The sequence below is a fragment of the Micromonospora sp. RTBAU3-60 genome (genome assembly GCF_054963695.1).
The window spans coordinates 1-20,291 of sequence record NZ_JBUEGB010000032.1 but is presented as its reverse complement, the minus strand read 5'-3'; the positions used below and the strand labels follow the sequence as shown (position 1 = coordinate 20,291).

Sequence of the window (20,291 nt, the reverse complement as noted above, 5' to 3'; positions counted from 1 at the left end):
GTGTGGTGGCCTGCTCGCCCCACCACATCGCACACCATCCGCGCCGCGACCGGTCAGCCGGTGGTCGCCCTGGTCGACACCCGGACGCGCCTCACAAGTAGTCGGCCGGCCAGTGGAAGGCCCCGGGCGCCTCGGTGATCGCGGCCAGGTGGTCGGGCGCCGCGTGGATCGGCCGGACCATGCCGGTGGCGTCGGTCTCCGCCACCGGGTCGATCAGGAGGCTCGGCAGCGCCGCCTCGATCGCCGGGTCGGCGGGCAGCCGGGCCGCACAGTGCCGTACACCGCGGTCGGCGGCGGCGCGGGCCACGGCGCTGAACAGGGCGCGTAGGGCGTCCGGCCGGTCCGGCCAGGCGGCGACCTCGAGCACCCGGACGTGCCCGGGATCCCACTGCGCGACCAGGTAGCCCGCTGTCCGGCCGTCGTGCCGTGCAACCAGCAGCTGGGCGGGCGGGGCGTACCACACCGGCACCCGCAGCCCCCAGTCGGCGGCGTCCCGCATCGTGCTGAGCGGCCGGTGGGCGTTGAACGCCGCGTGCACCGGGCCGAACTCCGCCCAGTCCACCTCGGACTCAGGCTGGACGGTCCAGCCCGGCGGCGGCGGGGCGGCTGCCGCCGGTCGACCGCTCGGGTAGTGGAGGGTGAACGGGCGGTAGCCGCTGGACAGGTAGACGCCGGGGGTGCCGGTGAACAGCAACGACCAGGCGCAGCCGTCCGCGGCCATCGCCGTGCCGGCCAGGTCGAGCAGGCGGCGGACGTGACCCCGGCCGCGCGCCCGGACCCGGGTGGCCACGTTGGCGACGCCGCCGACCAGATCGACGCCGCCGGCGGCGTTACGTACCCGGCGGGGCAGGTAGTAGACGGCGGCGACGACCGCCCCGGCCTCCACCGCCACGAAGGTGCGCGGGAAGCGGCCGGGGTCGCGGGCGTAGAGCTCGGTCACGTGCGCGTCGGGGAACGCCTCATGCCACGTGGCGTAGAGCGACGGTACGTCCGCCGGCGTGGCCGGCCGGTACTCGACCGGGGCGGTCACGCCGGCGCGAGCAGGTTGCGCTGTCGGCCGAGCCCGTCGATCTCCACCTCCATCACGTCGCCCGCCGCCAGGTAGGGGAACCGGCCGGACAGCGCCACGCCCTGCGGGGTGCCGGTGTTGAGGACGTCACCCGGTTCCAGCACGGTGAACTGGGACAGGTGCCAGATCAGGTACGCCACGTCGAAGATCATGTCGGCGGTGCGGGAGTTCTGCCGCGGCTCGCCGTTGACCCACGAGCGCAGCCGGAGCGCCTGCGGGTCGCCCGCCTCGTCCGGCGTGACCAGCCAGGGGCCGAGGGGGTTGAAGGTCTCGCACGACTTGCCCTTGGACCACTGGCCGCCGGGGTCGGCGAACTGGTAGTCCCGTTCGGACACGTCGTTGGTGACCGCGTACCCCGCCACGTGGGCGAGGGCCTCAGCGGGGGAGTCGAGGTAGCGGGCTCGCTTCCCGATCACCACGGCCAGCTCGACCTCCCAGTCGGTCTTCGTCGAACCACGCGGGATCAGCACCTGGTCGTACGGGCCGACCACGGTGTTCGGCGACTTGTGGAACAGGATCGGCCGCTCGGGCGGGGCGACCCCGGACTCGGCGGCGTGCGCGCTGTAGTTCTGCCCGATGCAGAGCACCGCGCCGGGCCGGGCGATCGGGGCGCCGATCCGCTCTCCGATCACGTCGAGTTCGGGCAGCGGCCAGGCCGCCCGGACCCGCTCGACGGGATCCGCGGCGAGGAACGCCGCGTCGATGTCGGCGGTGACTCCGCTCAGGTCGAAGTAGCTGGTGCCGTCGAACAGCACCGGCCGCTCGGCACCGACCGGGCCGATCCGCATGAACTTCATGGTGTCCTCTCCAGGGGTGGGTGGGGCCCGTCGGTGGGCCCCGAGTCGATCACGGACGAGGGTTGGCGGCGTCAGCCCGTCCGGGCGAGCAGCTCCGGGGTCACCGCGTGCGCGAGGGGCCGACCGGCCACGTACCGGGCGATCTCGTCGACGACGATCTCGCCCTGCCGCCGGCGGCCCTGCACGGTGCCGGCGGCCTGGTGTGGGGTGAGCAGCACGTTGGGCAGCGCCCGCAGCGGGTGGCCGGTGGGTAGCGGCTCCTCGTCGTAGACGTCCAGCGCGGCGTCGATCCGGCCGCCGGACAGCTCCGCGACCAGCGCCGCCTCGTCGACCAGCCAGGACCGGGCGGTGTTGACCAGCCCGGCGCCGTCGGGCAGCAGCGCCAGCTCGCGGGCGCCGAGCAGGTGCCGGGTTTCCGGCAGGGTCGGCGCGTGCAGCGCGACGATGCGGCTGCCGGCGAGCAGCTCGTCCAGGCTGACCAGCCGGGCACCGAGCGCGGCGGCGTCCGCCGCGGCGAGGGTCGGGTCGTACACGCTGACCTCTGCGCCCAGGGCGCGGACCAGCTCCAGGTACGCCCGCCCGGTGCGGGACGCGCCGACGACGCCGACCGGGCAGCCGAGGATCTCGTGTCGAGGTGGCGCCTGTTCCGCCTGGCGCCAGCTCGCGCCGTCGTGGAGCGCGTGGTCGAAGCGGGGCGTCTGGTGCAGCAGGGCCAGGGTGAACGCGAGGGCGACCTCGGCCACCGACCGGGCCATGCCCTGCCCCGCCTGGGTGACCGTGATGCCGCGGGCGAACAGCTCGGGGGTCACGAACGGTTTGACCGAGGCGCCGGTGTGCGCGACCAGCCGGAGCGCCGGGGCGCGGTCCAGCAGGGCCGCGTCGAGGCGGGGGACACCCCAGGAGGTCACCAGCACCTCGGCCCGGGCCAGCAGCGGCGCCAGGCCGTCACGGGTGAGTGCCGCGTGATCGTCGATCAGTGTGGCGTCGGTGAGCGTGGTCAGCCGGTCGCCGATTCGGTCCGGAAAGAACTGGGCGCGCAGCGCGGCGGGTACGGACACCACAGTGACCGGACGGTACCCGCCGGGGAGCGCGGTCACCGGCGGCCCCTTCTCGCCGGCCCCGGCTGACGGCTCACCGGAGCCAGTCATCGCGATGCTCCGCGACGAAGTCGTCGTCCGTCAGCCACGGGTAGGCGGTGGTCACCCGGGTCAGCTCCTCGGCCTGGCCGGGCGACAGCCCTTCGGCCGGGTCGAGGCACCACACCCCGTCGAGCAGCCCCTGCCGGCGCAGCACCTCGTGCACCCCGGCGATGCAGCCGTGAAACCCGTTCGCGGCGTCGAACACCGCCGCGTTCGCGTCCGTGACCGCCGCCGCCCGGTCGGTCAGCTCCGCCAGCGCCGCCGGATCGCCGGCCCGGGCCGCCCGGGCCCGGTCGAACAGCGCCACCGCCGCGCGGGTCCACACCGCCCACTGGCCGAGCAGCCCGCCGACGAACCGGCGGCCGGCGAATTCGCCGAGCAGGTCGCCGAGGATGTGGTCGTCGTTGCCGGTGTACAGCGCCACCTCGGCGGCCCGGTCGGCGGCGGCGATGCCGCGCACCGCCTCCAGGGTGCGGTACCGGTCGAACGGGGCGAGCTTCACCGCGACCACCGATGGCAGGTCGGCGAACGCCCGCCAGAACGCGGTCGACAGGCGTGGGCCGCCGATGGCCGGCTGGAGGTAGAAGCCGATCACCGGCAGCACCTCGCCGACCGCCCGCGCCCGGTCCAGCAGGTACGCCTCGTCGGCGCCGGGCACGACGGGGGACAGCAGCACGGCGTGGTAGCCCAGCGAGGCGGCCAGTTCGGCCTCGGTGACGGCCTGGGCGGTGTCGCCGCAGGCCCCGGCGACCTTCACCATCGGTCGGTGGGCCTCGGCGTCGACGGTCTCCGCGGCCAGGGCGAGCACCGGCCGCAGCAGGCCCGCCTCGCGGATGGCGAACTGGGTGGTGTGCACGCCGACGGCGAGCCCGCCGGCTCCGGCGGCCAGGTAGTAGCGGGTCAGCGCCCGCTGCCGCCGCTCGTCGAGGCGCCGGTCGGCGGACAGCGCGAGCGGGTGCGCGGGGATGACGGTCCCGTCGCGTAGCAGGTCCAGGGACATGTCAGAACCTCCCGTCGCGGACGGCGAACCTGGTGGGCTTGCCGGTGGTGGGCAGGCCGGCGGCCAGCCAGTCGGCCTGCCAGTCGATCAGCGTGCCCAGTGGCACGTCCGGGTAGCCGAACAGCGCGTGGCAGCGGGTCGCGTCGTTGAGCAGCGCGGTCGGCGCCTCGGTGCCGGCGTACGTGACGGGCTTGCCGAGGCGTTCGCCGATCCGGGCGGCGATCCGGCGCACCGGGGCGGTCTCCGGGCCGGTCAGGTTCAGGGTGAACACGCCGGTGGAGGCGTGCCCCAGCGAGCGCAGCGCCACCTCGTTGGCGTATCCCTGCCAGACCACGTTGACGTGGCCGGTGGTGACGTCGACCGGCTCGCCGGCCAGCACCGCCTGACCGATGTCGGCGAGCACCCCGTAGCGCAGGTCGACCGCGTAGTTGAGCCGGATCACCGCGACCGGGGTGCCTTGGGTGGCGGCGGCGTGCGCGAAGACCTGTTCCCGGCCGAGGCAGCTCATCGCGTAGTCGCCGACCGGGCCGGGCGGGTCGGTCTCCACGCAGCCGCCGGAGGCCACCGGCACCATCGGGTACACGTTGCCGGTGGAGAACACGGCGGTCCGAGCGGCCGGGTAGCGGCGGGCCACCGCGGCGGGCAGCACCGCGTTGACCATCCAGGCCAGGTACGGGGCGCTGGAGGTGCCGAACTTCGCGCCCACCATGAACGCCACGTCGGCGGCGTCGGGCAGCCCGGCCAGGTCGCCGTCGCCGAGCAGGTCGAACGGCACCGGTTCCACCCCGTCGGCGGCCAGCGCGTCGGCCGCCGACCGGTCCGACCAGCGCGACACGGCGTACACCCGGTCGCCGGAGCGGCCGGCGGCGTCGAGCCCCCGGCGGGCCAGCCGGCACAGCGACGGGCCCATCTTGCCTCCGGCGCCGAGCACCACCAGGTCGCCGGAGCCGCCGGCCAGGTCGCCGACGAGCGCCGCGGACGGCCGGGCGAGGCGATCCTCCAGCTCGGACTCACTGTTGAACACTGAACTCATCCTTTGATTCCGGACATGGTGACGCCCTCGGTGAAGTACCGCTGGCCCACGAGATAGGCGGCGAAGATCGGCACGAACGCGACGACCGAGCCGGCGAGCATGACGTTGAGCGGCACCTGCTCCTTCTGCAGGGAGGCGATGCCGACGGTGAGGGTGCGCATGTCCCCGCTCTGCCCGATGATCAGCGGCCAGAGCAGGTCGTTCCAGTGCCACAGGAAGACGAACACGCCGAGGGTGGCCAGGATCGGCTTGCACAGCGGCAGCACGATCCGCACGAACATCCGCCACTCCGACGCGCCGTCGATCTTCGCCGCCTCGAACAGTTCGTCGGGCAGGCCCTGGATGAACTGCCGCATCAGGAACACGGCCTGCGCGTTGGCGAGCGTCGGCAGGATCAGCCCCCAGTACGTGTCGACCCCGCCGACCTTCGCGATGAGGATGAAGGTCGGGATGAGGGTGACGTGGTACGGCACCATCACCATGGCCAGGAACGACCAGAACATCGCCTCCCGGCCGGGGAAGCGCTTCTTCGCGAACGCGTACCCGGCCATCGCGGCGAGCACCAGCACCGCGACGACGCTGACCACCGAGTAGATGGTGGTGTTCAGCAGCCAGCGCAGGATGTCCCGCGAGTCGAGCACCGTCGCGTACGCGTCGAACTTGATCGGCCAGGGCAGCAGGCTGCCGGGGAACTCGACGGCGGCGGTGGGCTTCAGGCTCAGCACCACCATCGCGTAGAACGGGAACAGCGTGACCACGCTGGCCACGGCGAGCAGCACGTACCGCAGCACGGTGCCGGCCGGCCCGGGCTGCAACGCCCGGTACGAGCGCCGCCGGCGGGCCGGGGGTGCCGTGGTGGGTGCGGGGGCGGTGGTCGTGGCGGTCACTTGTCCCTCCCGAGGGCCAGCCGCTGGATCAGCGCGACGACCAGGGTCATCGCGAACAGGGCCACCCCGATCGCGCTGGCGTAGCCGAGATCGAAGTACTTGAAGCCCTGGTCGTACAGGGCCATGACGAGGGTGTAGCTGGCGCGGGCCGGACCGCCGCCGGTCATCGCGTACACCAGGTCGAAGACCTGGAACGAGGCGGTCGTCTCGATCACCAGCAGGAAGAACAGCACCGGCTTGAGCTGGGGCAGCACGATCCAGCGGAACCGCGGCCACGGGCCGGCGCCGTCGGTGAGCGCGGCCTCCTCCTGCTCGCGCGGCAGGTCCTGCAGGCGGGCCAGCACGATCAGCATGCCGTACCCGAAGTGCGACCACACGCCGACCAGGGCGAGCGCCGGCAGCACCAGAGTGCTGGAGGCCAGCCAGGAGTCGGCGGGCAGGCCGACCCAGCTGAGGATCCGCGACCACGGGCCGCCGGAGGAGAACACCCAGGAGAAGATCGTGGCGACCAGCACCAGGCTGGTGACCACCGGCAGGAAGAACACCGACCGGAAGAAGCCGACGCCGCGGAAGGCGCGCCGGACCAGCAGCGCCAGCCCGACCGAGGCGGCCACGGTCAGCGGCACGTACAGCAGGGTGTAGACGACGGTGATCCGCAGCGACTGCCAGAACACCGGGTCGTCGGCCAGCCGCCGGGCGTTCTCCAGCCCGGTCCAGTCGGCGTCGCCGCCGATCGTGTAGTCCATGAACCCGAGCAACAGCCCGGCGATCGCCGGGCCGAAGCGGAACGCCAGGAAGAGCAGGAACGCGGGGAGGACGAAGAGCAGACCCCATCGTGCCTCGCGCCGGGCGATCACCCGCCGGACCCCCGGGGCCGGCAGCTGAGCAGGTTCGGCCATCTCGCCATCCTCTTTGCAGATTCGACATCGGCCGATGCGGCCGGTGTGGTGGTGCCCGGCCCGCCGCCGCGGTGCGGCGGCGGGCCGGTAGGGGTCAGAGCAGCGCCTGGGCGGCCTTGGCCGCGTCGGCGAGCGCCTGCTCGGGGGTCTTCTTGCCGATCAGCGCGGCCTGGATCTCGGGGGCGAGCACGCCCATCACCTCGCGGCTCTTCTCGTTGAGGGCGCCGACGGTGGTGCTGCTGAGCGTCTTCTCCATCTCGGTGTTCACCGGGTCCTGGGGGTACAGGGACCCGGCGGACGTCTTGGCCGAGAAGTAGCCGCCCGCGGTGTCGTACGCGGAGGCGACCGCCGGGGCGGTGACGAAGGAGACCCACTCGCCGGCGGCCTTCTTGGCCTTGCTGCCCTTGAGGATGGAGAGGCTGCCCACGGTGCCGTAGCCGACGCTCCTGGCGTCGCTCAGCGGCGGGAAGATCTTGATGTTCTCCTTGCCCCAGAACTTCTCGACGTCGGCCGGGACGTGCTGCCAGGTGCAGGCGACCTTGTTCTTGGCGACGTTGGTCTGCTCGAACGCGGGGATGCTGGTGATCAGGTCCTTCTCGACGTAACCGCCGTCGACGAGCTGTTTGAGGAAGGTCAGCGCCTTGACGCCCGCGGGGCCGTTGAACGTCACGGACTTGCCGTCGGCGCTGAACACGTCCCCGCCGGCCTGCCACAGCAGCGGGTAGAACGACTGGTTCAGGGTGGCGTTCGGGTCGGCGTAGTAGTTGGTGACGTCGAAGCCCTTGGCCTTGAACCTCGGTGCGAGGGCCAGCAGGTCCGCCCACGTCTTCGGGTATTCGGTGATCCCGGCGGCGGTGAACACCTTCGCGTTGCACATCAGCGGGTTGCTGCTGGTGAGGATCGGCGCGCCGAGCATCTTGCCGTCGAGGGTGACGGCGGCCCGGACGTTCTCCCGGTAGTCGGCCTTCGCGTCGGCGGGCAGGTAGTCGTCCACCGGTTCGATCATCTTGTTGAACTTGCCGAGCTGGTCGGGGATCAGGTAGACGACGTCGGGGCCCTTGCCGCCGGCGATCGCGGTGGTCAGTGACTCCTCCCGCTTGGCCCACGGGAAGATCTCGACCTTGACGTCGATGTCGGGGTGGTCGGCCTTGAACGCGGCGACCTGCTTGTCCCAGAAGCCCCGGTGGGTGGCCTCGTCGGGGATCACCGGGTAGATCCACATGGTGATGCTCTGTTTGCCGCCGCCGGCGTCGGAGCCGCCGCCGCAGGCGGTGAGCAGCCCGGCCACCAGCGCGGCGACCGCGACCGGTGCGAACCTGCGAAGTCGCATCTTTCCGTTCCTCTCTGGGTGGGTTCAGTGCGCGGGCACGGTCACGACCGTGCCGGTGTGCCGGGCCGTCTCGGCGGCGAAGACCGCGAGGTGGCTGGCGAGGGTCTCGTCCAGCCCGGACCGGATGTGGTGGCCGTCGCCGGTGGCGACGGCGCGGACGAAGGCGTCCATCAGCCCGGTGTCGCCGCCGCCGTGGTCGTCGGCGGCGGTGGACCCGCCGACCGCGCCGGCGTCGAGGACCTCGATCCGGTCGGTGCGAAAGTCGTGCACCCGGACCCGCTCGCCGTCGCCGGAGAGGAAGCCGTGGGTGCCGAACAGCTGGGTCTGCCGGTGGGTCTGTTCGGTGAAGGCGGCCATGGTGAAGGTGGCGGTGACCCCGCCGGTCAGCTCCATCGCCACGACCTGGTGGTCGACGACGTCGTTGTCGCCGGAGTACACGCACCGCCCGTACGGGCCGGTGCGCAGCGCCTCGACCAGCGCGTCCTCGTCGGTGCCGTCGGTGACCACGCTGACCGGCCAGATCGGCCCGCGCTCGCGCAGCACCGGCAGGTACAGCTTCGGCGCCGAGTACGGGCAGTCCGGCTCGACCGCGCAGTCCAGGCAGCGCGCGGCAGCGCCGGCCGGAGCCTGGTCGGGCCGGAAGTGGCGTAGCCCGCCGAAGCTGGCGACCCGCTCGATGCGCCGGCCGGTGACGTAGCTGAGCCAGTCCAGGTCGTGGCTAGATTTGGCCAGCAGCATCGGGGTGGCCAGGTCCTCCCGCCGCCACGGGCCCCGCACGTAGGAGTGGGCGTAGTGCCACCAGCCGACGGGTTCGAGGTGCTGGGCGCTGACGATCTCGCCCAGCACCCCGCTGTCCACCACCCGCTTCACCACGTCGGTGTACGGGGTGTAGCGCAGCACGTGGCAGACGGCGAACAGTACGCCGGTGGCGCGGACCGCCTCGACGATCTCGCGGCACTGGTCCGCGGTCGGCGCGAGCGGCTTCTCCACCAGCAGGTGCCGGCCGGCCTTGGCGAACGCGACGGCCGGCTCCACGTGCATCCGGTCCTGGGTGGCCACGACGACCGCGTCCGCCGGCGGGTCCGCCGCGAGCAGGTCCCGCCAGTCGACGAACTCCGCCGCGCCCGGGTGGGCGGCGGTGATCAACCCTCGTTGGTGGGGCCGCGGGTCGGCGACCGCGACCAGCCGCGCCCGCCCCGGGTTGGCGGCCACCCACCGGGCGTACGTCTGACCCCGGTTGCCCGCGCCCACCAGCGCCACCCGCACCGGCCGGTCCTGCTGTTCCACCTGCTCCTCGCTTCCTCTTGTTGTTCGCCGTCGGGCGGTCAGACCGTCAGGTTCCCGGCGTCGCGGACCCGGGACGAGGCGGCGGGCAGCTCCCGGGTCACGCCCTCCTCGACGCACCCGGTGTGGTGCAGGTAGGAGCCCTCGCCGAAGCCGGCGTCGGCCAGCCGCAGCTTCCCGCCGGTGAACTGCGCCCCCACGGCCGAGTACCGGTTGGTGCCGGCGTCGACGCTGACGTGCGCGGTGCCCGCGTCGCCGGTGGTGCTGAGGTAGCCGCCCAGCTCCCACCGCACGACGCCGGTGGCCGCGGCGCGGGACAGCAGGGCCTTCGCCGCGTTCGTTCCGCTGATCACCGCCCCACCGCCGACGCTGATCCGCTGGTCGGTGGCGCCGGCGAGGCGGATGCCGGTGTCGGTGAAGGTCCCGCCGGACACGCGCACGTCGGCGGACTTCACGGTGACCGGGGCGGCGTCCGGGGCGCCGACGAACGTGACGTCGGTCAGGTGCAGCCGTCCGGTGCCGCTGAAGGTGTGCCCGTTGACCCCGCGGATCGTGGTGCGGACCAGGTGCACCGGGGTCGTGACGCTGGCCTGCACCACGTCGGTGCCGGCGGCGGCCAGGGTGAACGCGCAGTCCTCGATGACGTTGGGTCGCTGCGACCGGGTGGACTGCTGGGAAATGATCAGCGTGTCGTCGGCGGAGCAGCCACGCAGCTGCACGCCGTCGGCGTTGACCCAGATCATTCCGGAGCCGGCCAGCCCGTCCTTGCGGATGACCTGGACGTCCTCCAGGGTCAGGTCGGTCACCTTCACCCGGGCCACGAACCAGGAGCAGACGTGCTTGCGCACGGTGATCCGCTTCGCCGCCGAGCCCCAGGCCGCCCCGGAGTTGGCGAACGTCATCAGCCCGGAGTTGCCGGTGTAGACCAGGTCGTGCTCGTACTGGCCGTGCGTGACGAACGGGCCCTGGTCGTCGCCGTCGCCGTGGCAGTTCGTGACGTAGCCGTACGCCGAGGCGGTCCAGTCGTTGAGGTGCCGGGCGTTGGAGGTGCGGCAGTCCTCGACGTGCCCGTACAGGCAGTAGATCTGCTGAGTGAGGTAGCCGGCGCCGCCCCAGGTGACCGAGGTCGGGTTCTTCAGGGTGCACCGGGCGGTGTGGAAGTACGTGCACCAGCGCCGCATGATCACCGGCCAGAAGGTGCCGGTGGCGTCGACGTCGGCGACGTCGCAGTGCACCGCGTACTCGTAGGCGATCGGGTGCGAGCCGGTGTACTGGTCGGCGCCATTGCCGGTGAAGACGAGGTTGCGCACGTGCACCCGGCTGACCGGCTCGACCCGGGTCCAGGTGAGGGTGCGGCCGGCGGCCAGCTCCCAGCCGTTCTTGTAGTTGACCCGGATGTGGGTGCCGTCGATGACCTGGGTGACCTGGACGAGCTTCTGCAGCTCCCGCTCCCAGGTGCCGGAGAGCTGGTTGACCTCGACGGCGTACCACTGGCCGACAGCGAAGGCGGAGGAGTCGGCGACCTGGAAGGAGTCCCAGCCCTCCCGGACGGCCTCGGTCAGCCTGTGGGTGCGTACCTCGTCGGTGACCTTTCCGCGGAAGAACAGCACGGCGGCGAACGGGTCGTCGCGGCCGGCGTCCTCGATGCCGGTCGTGGACATGGTGTGCCCGCCGAAGTCGAGCACCAGGTCGCTGCGGGTGAACCGGTGCCGCTTGACGAAGTGCAGGTCGGAGTGGGCCTCGATGCGGTGCACGGCGGGGTCGTTGACCATGGCGTCGAGGGCGGCGTCGGCGGGGGTCTTCGCGTCGAAGATGCCGAAGTGCCGGAACTCGACGACACCGTCGTGCAGCTGGCGCCAGCGGCCCGGCGTGTCGCCGTTCGGTGCCAGGATGGTGCCGCCGTTGCCGGCGGCGGTGCTGGCCGCGTCCCAGCGGACCAGCCGGGCGCCGCCGTCGCCGGCGGCGAAGTGTCCGTCGACGTGCACGACCTGCCCGTCGCGCAGGGTGTCGGGCTTCAGGGCGAGCAGGGCGGCGACGGTGCCGACATGCAGGACCGCGTCGCGGCCCGGGACCAGCGGGGTCGCCGCGCTGTCCGGCTCAGGGGCGGCGGACGCGGCGGTGGCGGGGGAGAGGGCGAGGGCGGTGCCGGCGAGGGCGAGCCCGCCGAGCCCGGAGGCGCGCAGCAGGGTGCGGCGGGAGGTCGGTTCGGAGCGGTCCATGGGGGTGTCTCCTCTTCCAGGGGCCGGGGTGATCAGAGAGTGAGGTTGTCGCCGGTGGCGACGCGGGCGGAGTCGGCGGGCAGCTCGCGGGCGACCCCCTCCTCGACGCAGCCGGTGTGCAGCAGCGTGGAGGCGGCGCCGAAGGCAGCGTCGGCGAGCACCAGTCGGCCGCCGGTGAACCGCGCGCCGACGGCCCGGTAGCGGTTGACGCCGGTGCCCAGGCGTACGTGGGCGGTGCCCGCGTCGGCGGCGGTGCTGGTGCAGTCGCCCAGCTCGACGCGGACCGCCCCGGACCCGGTGGCCCGGGTCAGCAGCGCCCGGCGGGCGTTGGTGCCGGCGAGCACCGCGCCGCCGTCGACGACGAGGCGCTGGTCGCGGACGGCCGACAGCTCGATGCCGGTGTCGGTGAGGGTGCCGCCGTCGATCACCACCTCCGCCGCGCCGACCAGCAGCGGGGCGGCCCCCGGCGACCCGGTGAGCGTGCAGTCGGTGAAGTGCACCGGACCGGAGCCGCGCAGGATCGCCCCGTCCAGGCCCCGGAAGGTGGTGCGCACGAAGTGCACCGGGTTGCTGACCGGGGTCTGCACGACGACGGTGCCGGCGGGCTGATCGAAGTCGCAGTCGGTGATGACAGTGGGCCGGCGAGAGCGCGCCGAGCGCTGGGCGATGCTCAGTGTCTTCGCCGAACAGCCGCGCAGTTGCGCACCGTCGGCGTTGATCTGAAGCGTGCCGGCCGGGTCGAAGGTCGAGCGGGCGATGACCCGCACGTCCTCCAGGGTCAGGTCGGTGATCTTGGTGCCGGCGACGAACCAGGAGCAGACGTGGCGGCGGACAGTGATCCGCTTGGCGCTGATGCCCCACTGGCCACCGCTGTTGGCGATGTCCATCAGGCCGGAGTTGCCGGTGAAGACGAGGTCGTGTTCGTACTGGCCGTGGGTGGTGAACGGGTTGCCGCCGGCGTCGTCGCCGTCGCCGTGGCAGTTCTCCACCGTGCAGTACGCCGAGGCGGTCAGGTCGTTGAGGTGCCGGGCGTTGGCGCTACGGCAGTCCACGACGTGCCCGTACAGGCAGTAGATCTGCTGGGTGAGGTAGCCCGCACCGCCGTACATGACGGTGGGCGGGTTCTTCAGGCTGCAGTTGGCGGTGGTGAAGTGGGTGCACCAGCGGCGCATGATCACCGGCCACCAGGTGCCGGTGGCGTCGATGCCGGAGACGTCGCAGCGCACCGCGTACTCGTAGGCGACCGGGTGGGAGCCGCTGTACTCGCGGTCGTCCGGGCCGGAGCCGGGGTATTCGCCGGTGAAGGCGACGTGGCCCAGGAAGACCATGTTGCGTACGTGGGCGCGCTGGACCGGTTCGACCCGCCGCCAGGTGATCGTGCGGCCGGGCTCCAGGGTCCAGCCGTTGAGGTAGCCCACCCGGATGTGGGTGCCGTCGACGAGCTGGGTGACCTGGATCATCTTCTGCAGTTCGCGCTCGTCGGCGCCGGTGAGGGAGTTGCTGGTGGCCGTCCACCACTGCCCGACGGCGAACCGCCCGGAGTCGGGCACCTGGAACACGTCGGTCAGTTCGGGGACGGTCTCGGTGAGCGTGTGGGTGATCACCGTGTCGGTCACCGCGCCGCGGAAGTAGAGCACGGCGCCGAACGGATTGTCGTGGGTGTTGCGCTCGATGCCGTCGGTGTGCACGGTGTGCCCGCCGAAGTCCAGCTCGATGTCGCTGCGGCCGAACGTGTGCCGTTTGACGAAGCGCAGGTCGGTGTGGGCCTCGATCCGATGGATCGCCGGGTCGGCGACCATCGCGTCCAGCGCGGCGTCGGCGGGGGTGTCCCGGCCGAAGATCCCGAACCGCCGGAAGTCGCCGACCCCGTCGGGCACGGTCAGCCATCGGCCGCGCCCGGTCTGGTACGGGTCGTGCACGGTGCCGCCGTTGGCGGGGGCGGTGCTGGTGGGGTCCCAGCGCAGCAGTCCGCCGCCGCCGTCGCCGGCGGTGCGGTAGCCGGCGACCCGCACCAGGGCGCGGACCGCCAGCGCGGCGGGGGCGAGGGTGGCCAGGTCGGCGACGGTGTCGACGCGTAGGACCTGGTCCTGGGGGGTGAGTGTGGACGTGCCAAGTAGACCCATGGCGAGCCTCAACCTTCGCGGTCCAGCCGGCCGGCGCGACGCCGGACGGCGGGGCTGGGGGTCTGCGGGCGCCACGGTGGGCGCCGCAGGACGGGGGAAGGTCGGGCAAACGCGCGAGGCGCGCAGGCGGCGGAGCTGCTGACCGAAACGCCCGGCGCCGGGGCTGCGGCGCGACGGGAGTCAGCTGTTCGCCCGAGACGGCCGCGACCAGGGGCCGCGGCCCGTCGCGACCTGGGCCGCGACGTTGGCGGGAACGTTAAACAGCAGGTGAACCGGCTGTCAAGAGGTCACGTCCGCCGGGACGTGACCGAGCCGGACGGAGATGGCCTCGGCGGCCTGGCGCACCTGGCGCCCCAGCTCCTGGTACCGCCAGCTGGGCAGACCCAGCTTCAGCCCGGTCACGCTGATCGCGCCGCAGCACTGCCCGGTGTGGTCGCGCAGGGCGCTGCCGATGCAGAACACCCCCTCGGCGTCCTCCTCGTCGTCGAGGGCGTACCCGGCCTTGCGGACGTCGTCGAGGTGGGCCAGGAGTGAGTCCAGGTCGGTGATGGTGTGGTCGGTGCGTCGGGGCAGCCCGACGCGGCCGATCAGTTCGGCGACCTGCGGCGGGGTCATCTCGGCCAGCAGGGCCTTGCCCAGCCCGGTGCAGTGCGGCAGCTCGCGGGTGCCCATCCGCAGCTCGATCTGGATGCGCTCGCCGTTGCTGACCTGGTCGATGACGACCGCGTGGGCCCCCTCGGGGACGGCCAGCCGGGAGCTGAGCCCGGTCTCACGGGTCAGCCCAGCCAGCACCGGGCGGGCGATGTCACGCAGCGACAGCTGCTCCTGGGCGCGGACGCCGAGGCGGGCCAGCGCCATCCCGAGGCGGTAGCGGCGGTTCATCCCCTCGCCGTCGTCGGCGGCCAGGCCGTGGCGGCACAGGGTGTGCAGGGTGGCGAACGCGGCGCTTTTGGACAGTCCGCAGGCGCGGGCGATGTCGGTGACGCTCAGCCCCTCGCCGGGGGCGGCGGCGGACAGCGCCTCCAGCACCTCAGCCGCGCGGCTGACGCTGCGCACCAGGTAGCGGGAGCTGTCCCCGTCTTCGGTGGTGGTCATGGTCCTTCTTTCGGTCAGGGAAGCCGACGCTGTTCGCCAAGGCCGAACAGCGTAACAAAGCCGTTCGGAAAATGGTGCCCCGGCGTGTTGACCGCCGCGATCAAGCGTGCCTAGTATGCCGAACATCGTTTGGTAATACCGAACAGCGTTCTGAAAATCGAATGGTTCCTCCTGCGGCGGACAAACCGCGGCGCCGCGACCGGGCTGGGTCGCCGCGCCGCACCGATGAGGAGAAGGTGTGATTTCACGATCGGCCCCGTCCGGTGCCACCATCGCCGAGCGGGCACGCCGGGTCATCCCCGGCGGCGTCAACAGCGGGCAGCGCAGCATCCCGGGCCTCACCGAGATGGTGATCGCCCGCGCCTCCGGCGCGCGCTTCTGGGACGCCGACGGACGCCAGTACACCGACTACCATGCGGCCTTCGGGCCACCCCTGCTCGGCCACAACGACCCAGACGTCAACGCCGCCGTCACCGAGGCCGGCAAGCGGCTGGACCTGTGCGGCGTGGCCGTCACCGACGGCGAGGTCCAACTCGCCGAGGCCCTCGCCGAGTTGGTCCCGAGCATCGAGAAGGTGCTGCTGACCAGCACCGGCAGCGAGGCCACCTTCCACGCCCTGCGGGTCGCCCGCGCCGCCACCGGCCGGCGCCTGGTGGTCAAGTTCCAGGGCTGCTACCACGGCTGGCACGACTCGGTCAGCCTCAACGTCATCTCCGCCCCCGACCGGGTGGGCGTGCCCGACCCGATCTCCACCGGCATCCTGCCCGAGGTCCTCGACGCCACCCTCGTGCTGCGCTTCAACGACGTGGCCGCCGTCCGGGCCGCCTTCGCCGCCCACGGCGACGACATCGCCGCGGTCATCGTCGAGCCGGTGCCGCACAACGTCGGCTGCCTTCTGCCCGACCAGGAGTTCCTCCGGGCCCTGCGCGACGAGTGCACCCGCGCCGGCAGCGTCCTGGTCTTCGACGAGGTGATCACCGGCTTCCGGCACGACCTCGGCGGCTGGCAGAAGATCAGCGGGATCACCCCCGACCTGACCACCCTCGGCAAGGCCATCGCCAACGGCTACCCGATCGGCGCCCTCGGCGGCCGGGCGGACCTGATGGACCTGTTCAGCACCCACCCCGGCGCGCCCGCCTTCTTCGCCGGCACCTACAACGGACACCCCGCCGTGGTCGCCGCCGCCATCGCCACCCTCGGCAAGCTGCGCACCGAGCCGGTGCACGAGCACGTCTACCGGCTCGGCGACCGGGCCCGCGCCGGCATCACCGAGGTCCTCGCCGACCTCGGCGTCCCCGCCGTGGTCACCGGCCACGGCTCCGTCTTCGTGACCTACTTCATGCCCGGGCCGGTGCCGCGCAGCTACGACGACCTGCTCGGCAACGATGCCGGCATGTTCATCGGCTACCGTCGGCGGATGCCCGAGCACGGCATCTTCGAGCTGCCGCTGAACCTCAAGCGCAACCACGTCTCGTACGCCCACACCGACGCCGACATCGACCACCTCGTCGAGGCCACCCGGGCAGCCGTCCGCGACACCCTCGCCGCCGGCGGCGTCACCGAACTGGCCGGCACCGCCACGATGGGCGGCGCGACCGCCGGCGGGGGAGGACGGTCCTGATGCTGACCGTCGACAAGACGCATCCCGTCGGCCCCGCCGGGCGGATCAGCCGGGTGGGGACCCTCACCCTCGGCACCGCCTGGCGCGACTTCTCCTACGTGCGGGTGCACACCGACGCCGGGCTGACCGGCGTCGGCGAGATCACCCACCCGTACCGGGCGCGGGAGACCTGCCAGCTCGTCGAGGCGATGGCCGGGCGGCACCTGATCGGCGCCGACCCGTTCGACGTCGAGGAGATCTGGCTGCGCATGTACCAGGGCGACTTCCTGCGCGGCGGCGACATCGGCGGGATCGTCGTCTCCGGCATCGACCAGGCCCTCTACGACCTCATGGGCAAGGCCCTCGGCGTGCCCGCGTACCGCCTCACCGGCGGGGCCTGCCGCGACCGCGTCCGGGTGTACGCCAACGGCTGGTACACCGGCGACCGTGAGCCCGCCGCGTTCGCCGAGCGGGCTGTCGCCACCGTCGCCAAGGGGTACACGGCACTGAAGTTCGACCCGTTCGGCGCGGGCCTCGGCGAGCTGTCCCGTGCCGAGCTGCGCCGCTCGATCGACATCGTCGCCGCCGTCCGCGACGCCGTGGGGCCCGAGATCGAGCTGTTCGTCGAGGGGCACGCCCGCTTCGCCATGCACACCGCCGCCCGGCTGGTACGCGAGCTGGAGCCGTTCGACCTTGGCTGGTTCGAGGAGCCGCTGCCGTGGACGCACATCGAGCGGTATGCCGAGCTGCGTGCCCGCGCCACCATGCCGATCTCCGGCGGCGAGCACTTCCACAACCGCTACGAATACGCCCGGCTGTTCGCCACCGACGCCGTCGACATCATCCAGCCCGACCTGTCCATGGCCGGCGGGTTCACCGAGGTGCGCAAGCTCGCCGCCATCGCCGACCAGCACGCCATGGTCGTCGCCCCGCACAACTCCAACTCGCCGCTGTGCACCACCGCCTCGGTGCACGCCGTCCTCGGGATGCCCAACTTCAAGATCCTGGAGACGTTCGACGGCCTGCTGGAGGACTACGTCTTCGACGCCGTGCGCGGTGCCCTGCCGGTGGTCGACGGGCACATCGACCTGCCCACCGCCCCCGGACTCGGCGTCGAACTGGTTGACGAGGTGTTCGCCGAGCACCCGCCGAGCCACGGCTTCTGGAACATGTTCGCCGAGGGGTGGGAGAAGCGGGACCGCCGATGATCGTCGACGTGCACTCGCACCTGTTCGATTGCCCGGGGCACGTCGGCGACCCGTTCGCCGCCGAGGCATCCCGGGCGCACGGCGGCGAGGTCGACCTGACGGTGCGGTGGTCGCAGTACGCGGCCACCGCACCGCCGGACACCCGCACCATCGTCGTCGGCGGCAAGGCCCGCCGCTCCGGCCTCTGGGTCGACGACGCCGCCGTGGCGGCGTACGTCGCGGCCCACCCGGACCGGCTGGTCGGCTACCTCGCCCTGGATCCCACCCAGCCTGGTTGGCGTGACGAGCTGGAGCACGGGCACCGCGATCTCGGCCTGCGCGGCATCAAGCTGATGCCGATGTACGCCGGGTTCGACCCCGCCGACCCCGCCTACGACGACCTTTACGCCTACGCCGAACGGCACGGCCTGCCGCTGCTGGTGCACACCGGCACCACCTTCGTCTCCGCCGCGCCGCTGCGCTACGCCCTGCCGGTGCATCTCGACGAGGTGGCCATCCGGCATCCCGAGCTGCGCATGGTGCTCGCCCACCTCGGCCACCCGTACGAGGGGGAGTGCATCGCGGTCATCCGCAAGCACCAGCACGTCTACGCCGATGTCTCCGCGCTGCACTACCGCCCCTTCCAGCTCTGGCACAGCCTCCGGCTGGTGCAGGACTACGGGGTGTGGGGCAAGTTGCTTTTCGGCAGCGACTATCCCTTCACCACCGTCGACGCCTCGATCGAGGGGCTGCGCAGGGTGGGCCTGGTCCCCGGCATCCCCGGCCTCGACCCGCTCGACACCGAGCAGATCGAGCAGCTGATCCACCGTCCGTCGCTTGACCTGCTGGGGTTGGCATGACCGTCGTCCCGCCCTCCTTCGACCTGTCCGGCCGGCTTGCCGTGGTGACCGGTGCCGCGCGGGGGCTCGGCGCCGCGTTCGCGGTCGGCCTCGCCTCGGCCGGCGCGGACCTGGTGCTGGTGGACCGGCCCGGTACCGACCTCAGCCCGGTCGTGGCCGCGGTGACGCGGCATGGCCGAACCTGCCACCCGTACTCGTTCGACCTGTCCGACACGGCGGCGATCGCCCCGTGGGTCGACGAGGTACGCCGTGACCGTGGTGCGCTGCACATCCTGGTGAACAACGCCGGCGTGGCTCGGCTGGAGCACTTCAACGAGATCACGGTTGCCGCCTGGCGGGAGGTGATGCGGGTGAACGTGGACGCCGTCTTCTTCCTCGCGCAACGCGTCGCCGAGCACATGATCGCCGACGGGGTGCCCGGCCGTATCGTCAACATTTCCTCGAAGAACGGGCTGATGGCCGAGGCCGGGCTGGCCCACTACAACGCCTCCAAGGGGGCCGTCGAGCTGCTCACCCGGTCGCTCGCCGCCGAGTTGGGGCCGCACGGCATCACCGCCAACACGATCGCCCCCGGCATGATCGCCACCCCGATCGACGGCGAGTTCTCCCTGGACCGGCAGGCGTTCGAGGCCGCCTGGGAGGAGCGGATCCCGTTGCGCGGTGGCTACGGCACGCCGGACGACTGCGTCGGCGCCCTCCTGTTGCTGGCCTCCGACGCCGGCCGCTACATCAACGGCACCCACCTGGTCGTCGACGGGGGAGTGCTCGCCGACCAGATGCCCCGACTCCGGTTCATGCCCCCGTACCGCAGCACCCTCTGACGCGCCGGCACCGCCCTGGTCGACGACCCCCTGACCAGGGCCGTCGGGCCAGCGCGCCGAGCGAGATCGCGAGGTCGGCCGTGGCGTCGCAGTCGTCGACGGCGAAGTAGGCGCTCCACGCTGATGGCATGGGGCCCATTCGGGCCGGATCTGCATCGCCCCGGCAACCGGTCGCCCACCCGAAGTTCGACATAGCTAGACGTAAATATTTACGTTTAACATGGTGGCGACAGTCGTTCGCGTCAGGAGTGCACAGCGGACAGCGTGAGTCCCCGGTGGCTAAGCGCTCGACCTTGGGAGGCATGTGTGCGATCCGATTCCGAAAGCAGAACGTGGCGGCGGGGCGCAGGCCGGATTCGGCCGACGCGACTGTTCGCCGTGGCGCTGGCCGCCGTATTGATGGTTCCGTCAGGTGCGACCCCGGCTTCGGCCGCCGGTACCGCCGGACCGGTGCCGGCATCGCTGAACGCGGGGGCTGGTGTGCCTACGGACACGATGGCCGCGGCGGCCTCCGCCGCCGCCACGGTCTGCGCCAAGGTGGCCGCCAAGGCCGGCTTCTCGTACACCGCGAACGTCAGCACCTCCGCGGGCAACGTCCGGCAGATCGTGGTCGCCGTGGCGGTCGCCATGGCCGAGTCAAGCTGCAACCCGTCGGCGACCGGCCAGAACCCCGGCTCGATCGACCGGGGCCTGTGGCAGATCAACAACTACTACCACCCCGAGGTCAGTGACGCCTGCGCCTACCAGGTCCAGTGCAACGCCAACGCGGCGTGGAACATCTCCAATCACGGCAGTAGCTGGACCCCGTGGTCGACCTACAACAACGGGGCGTGGCGGAACTACCTGGACACGGCGCGCAGCGCCATCACCGGGTTTTCGTTCCAGCTGAAGAGCCGGGGCGCCGGTACCTGCCTGGACGCCATCTCGTCCGACGTCCGCAACGGCGGG

Annotated in this window: 17 protein-coding genes; 5 read left to right on the top strand and 12 right to left on the bottom strand. The window is 72.3% G+C overall.

The genetic code is table 11. From position 1 onward, the window contains the following. Positions 1-91: 91 nt before the first annotated feature. From ACY34I_RS25895 to ACY34I_RS25840, 12 genes are all read right to left on the bottom strand, one after another. A complete protein-coding gene (locus ACY34I_RS25895) occupies positions 92-1,030 on the bottom strand; it encodes a GNAT family N-acetyltransferase (protein ID WP_462757619.1) in 939 nt (312 codons plus the stop codon). Then, positions 1,027-1,866, bottom strand: coding sequence for a fumarylacetoacetate hydrolase family protein (locus ACY34I_RS25890; protein ID WP_462757618.1), 840 nt, complete (start codon positions 1,864-1,866; stop codon positions 1,027-1,029). The genes ACY34I_RS25895 and ACY34I_RS25890 overlap by 4 nt, the downstream gene beginning before the upstream one ends. Before the next feature lie 71 nt (positions 1,867-1,937). Continuing rightward, positions 1,938-3,014, bottom strand: coding sequence for a hydroxyacid dehydrogenase (locus ACY34I_RS25885; protein ID WP_462757617.1), 1,077 nt, complete (start codon positions 3,012-3,014; stop codon positions 1,938-1,940). Then, entirely contained in the window at positions 2,998-4,005 is a 1,008-nt protein-coding gene (locus tag ACY34I_RS25880) for a dihydrodipicolinate synthase family protein (protein ID WP_462757616.1), read from the bottom strand. Before ACY34I_RS25880 ends, ACY34I_RS25885 begins: the two co-directional genes overlap by 17 nt. 1 nt (position 4,006) lies before the next feature. Next, on the bottom strand, positions 4,007-5,029 hold the full coding sequence (locus ACY34I_RS25875) for an NAD-dependent epimerase/dehydratase family protein (RefSeq protein WP_462757615.1): 1,023 nt from the start codon (positions 5,027-5,029) through the stop codon (positions 4,007-4,009). A 5-nt stretch (positions 5,030-5,034) separates the two neighbouring features. Continuing rightward, the gene (locus ACY34I_RS25870) at positions 5,035-5,925 is read right to left on the bottom strand and encodes a carbohydrate ABC transporter permease (protein WP_462757614.1); all 891 of its coding nucleotides are present in this window, start codon (positions 5,923-5,925) and stop codon (positions 5,035-5,037) included. Further along, the gene (locus tag ACY34I_RS25865) at positions 5,922-6,824 is read right to left on the bottom strand and encodes a carbohydrate ABC transporter permease (RefSeq protein WP_462757613.1); all 903 of its coding nucleotides are present in this window, start codon (positions 6,822-6,824) and stop codon (positions 5,922-5,924) included. The genes ACY34I_RS25870 and ACY34I_RS25865 overlap by 4 nt, the downstream gene beginning before the upstream one ends. Positions 6,825-6,918: 94 nt before the next feature. Next, positions 6,919-8,154 carry an ABC transporter substrate-binding protein gene (locus ACY34I_RS25860; RefSeq protein WP_462757612.1) on the bottom strand — a complete coding sequence of 412 codons (1,236 nt, stop codon included), beginning with the start codon at positions 8,152-8,154 and terminating at the stop codon, positions 6,919-6,921. Between the two features lie 24 nt (positions 8,155-8,178). Then, positions 8,179-9,441, bottom strand: coding sequence for a Gfo/Idh/MocA family protein (locus tag ACY34I_RS25855; RefSeq protein WP_462757611.1), 1,263 nt, complete (start codon positions 9,439-9,441; stop codon positions 8,179-8,181). A gap of 38 nt (positions 9,442-9,479) precedes the next feature. Then, entirely contained in the window at positions 9,480-11,657 is a 2,178-nt protein-coding gene (locus tag ACY34I_RS25850; RefSeq protein WP_462757610.1) for a hypothetical protein, read from the bottom strand. A gap of 32 nt (positions 11,658-11,689) precedes the next feature. Further along, positions 11,690-13,780: a hypothetical protein gene (locus tag ACY34I_RS25845; RefSeq protein WP_462757609.1), complete on the bottom strand. Its 2,091-nt coding sequence runs from the start codon at positions 13,778-13,780 to the stop codon at positions 11,690-11,692. Between the two features lie 279 nt (positions 13,781-14,059). Continuing rightward, a complete protein-coding gene (locus ACY34I_RS25840; RefSeq protein ID WP_462757608.1) occupies positions 14,060-14,875 on the bottom strand; it encodes an IclR family transcriptional regulator in 816 nt (271 codons plus the stop codon). A 238-nt stretch (positions 14,876-15,113) separates the two neighbouring features. Between ACY34I_RS25840 and ACY34I_RS25835 the strand changes: the two genes are divergently transcribed. The 5 genes from ACY34I_RS25835 to ACY34I_RS25815 form a co-directional block, all read left to right on the top strand. Continuing rightward, positions 15,114-16,496 carry an aspartate aminotransferase family protein gene (locus ACY34I_RS25835; RefSeq protein WP_462757607.1) on the top strand — a complete coding sequence of 461 codons (1,383 nt, stop codon included), beginning with the start codon at positions 15,114-15,116 and terminating at the stop codon, positions 16,494-16,496. Next, positions 16,496-17,683, top strand: a complete 1,188-nt coding sequence (locus tag ACY34I_RS25830) for a mandelate racemase/muconate lactonizing enzyme family protein (RefSeq protein WP_462757606.1) — start codon at positions 16,496-16,498, stop codon at positions 17,681-17,683. The genes ACY34I_RS25835 and ACY34I_RS25830 overlap by 1 nt, the downstream gene beginning before the upstream one ends. After that, positions 17,680-18,522, top strand: a complete 843-nt coding sequence (locus tag ACY34I_RS25825) for an amidohydrolase family protein (RefSeq protein WP_462757605.1) — start codon at positions 17,680-17,682, stop codon at positions 18,520-18,522. Before ACY34I_RS25830 ends, ACY34I_RS25825 begins: the two co-directional genes overlap by 4 nt. After that, positions 18,519-19,343, top strand: coding sequence for an SDR family NAD(P)-dependent oxidoreductase (locus ACY34I_RS25820; protein ID WP_462757604.1), 825 nt, complete (start codon positions 18,519-18,521; stop codon positions 19,341-19,343). The genes ACY34I_RS25825 and ACY34I_RS25820 overlap by 4 nt, the downstream gene beginning before the upstream one ends. A 480-nt stretch (positions 19,344-19,823) precedes the next feature. Beyond that, a partial coding sequence (locus tag ACY34I_RS25815) for a transglycosylase SLT domain-containing protein (protein ID WP_462757603.1) occupies positions 19,824-20,291 on the top strand: 468 nt, incomplete at its 3' end.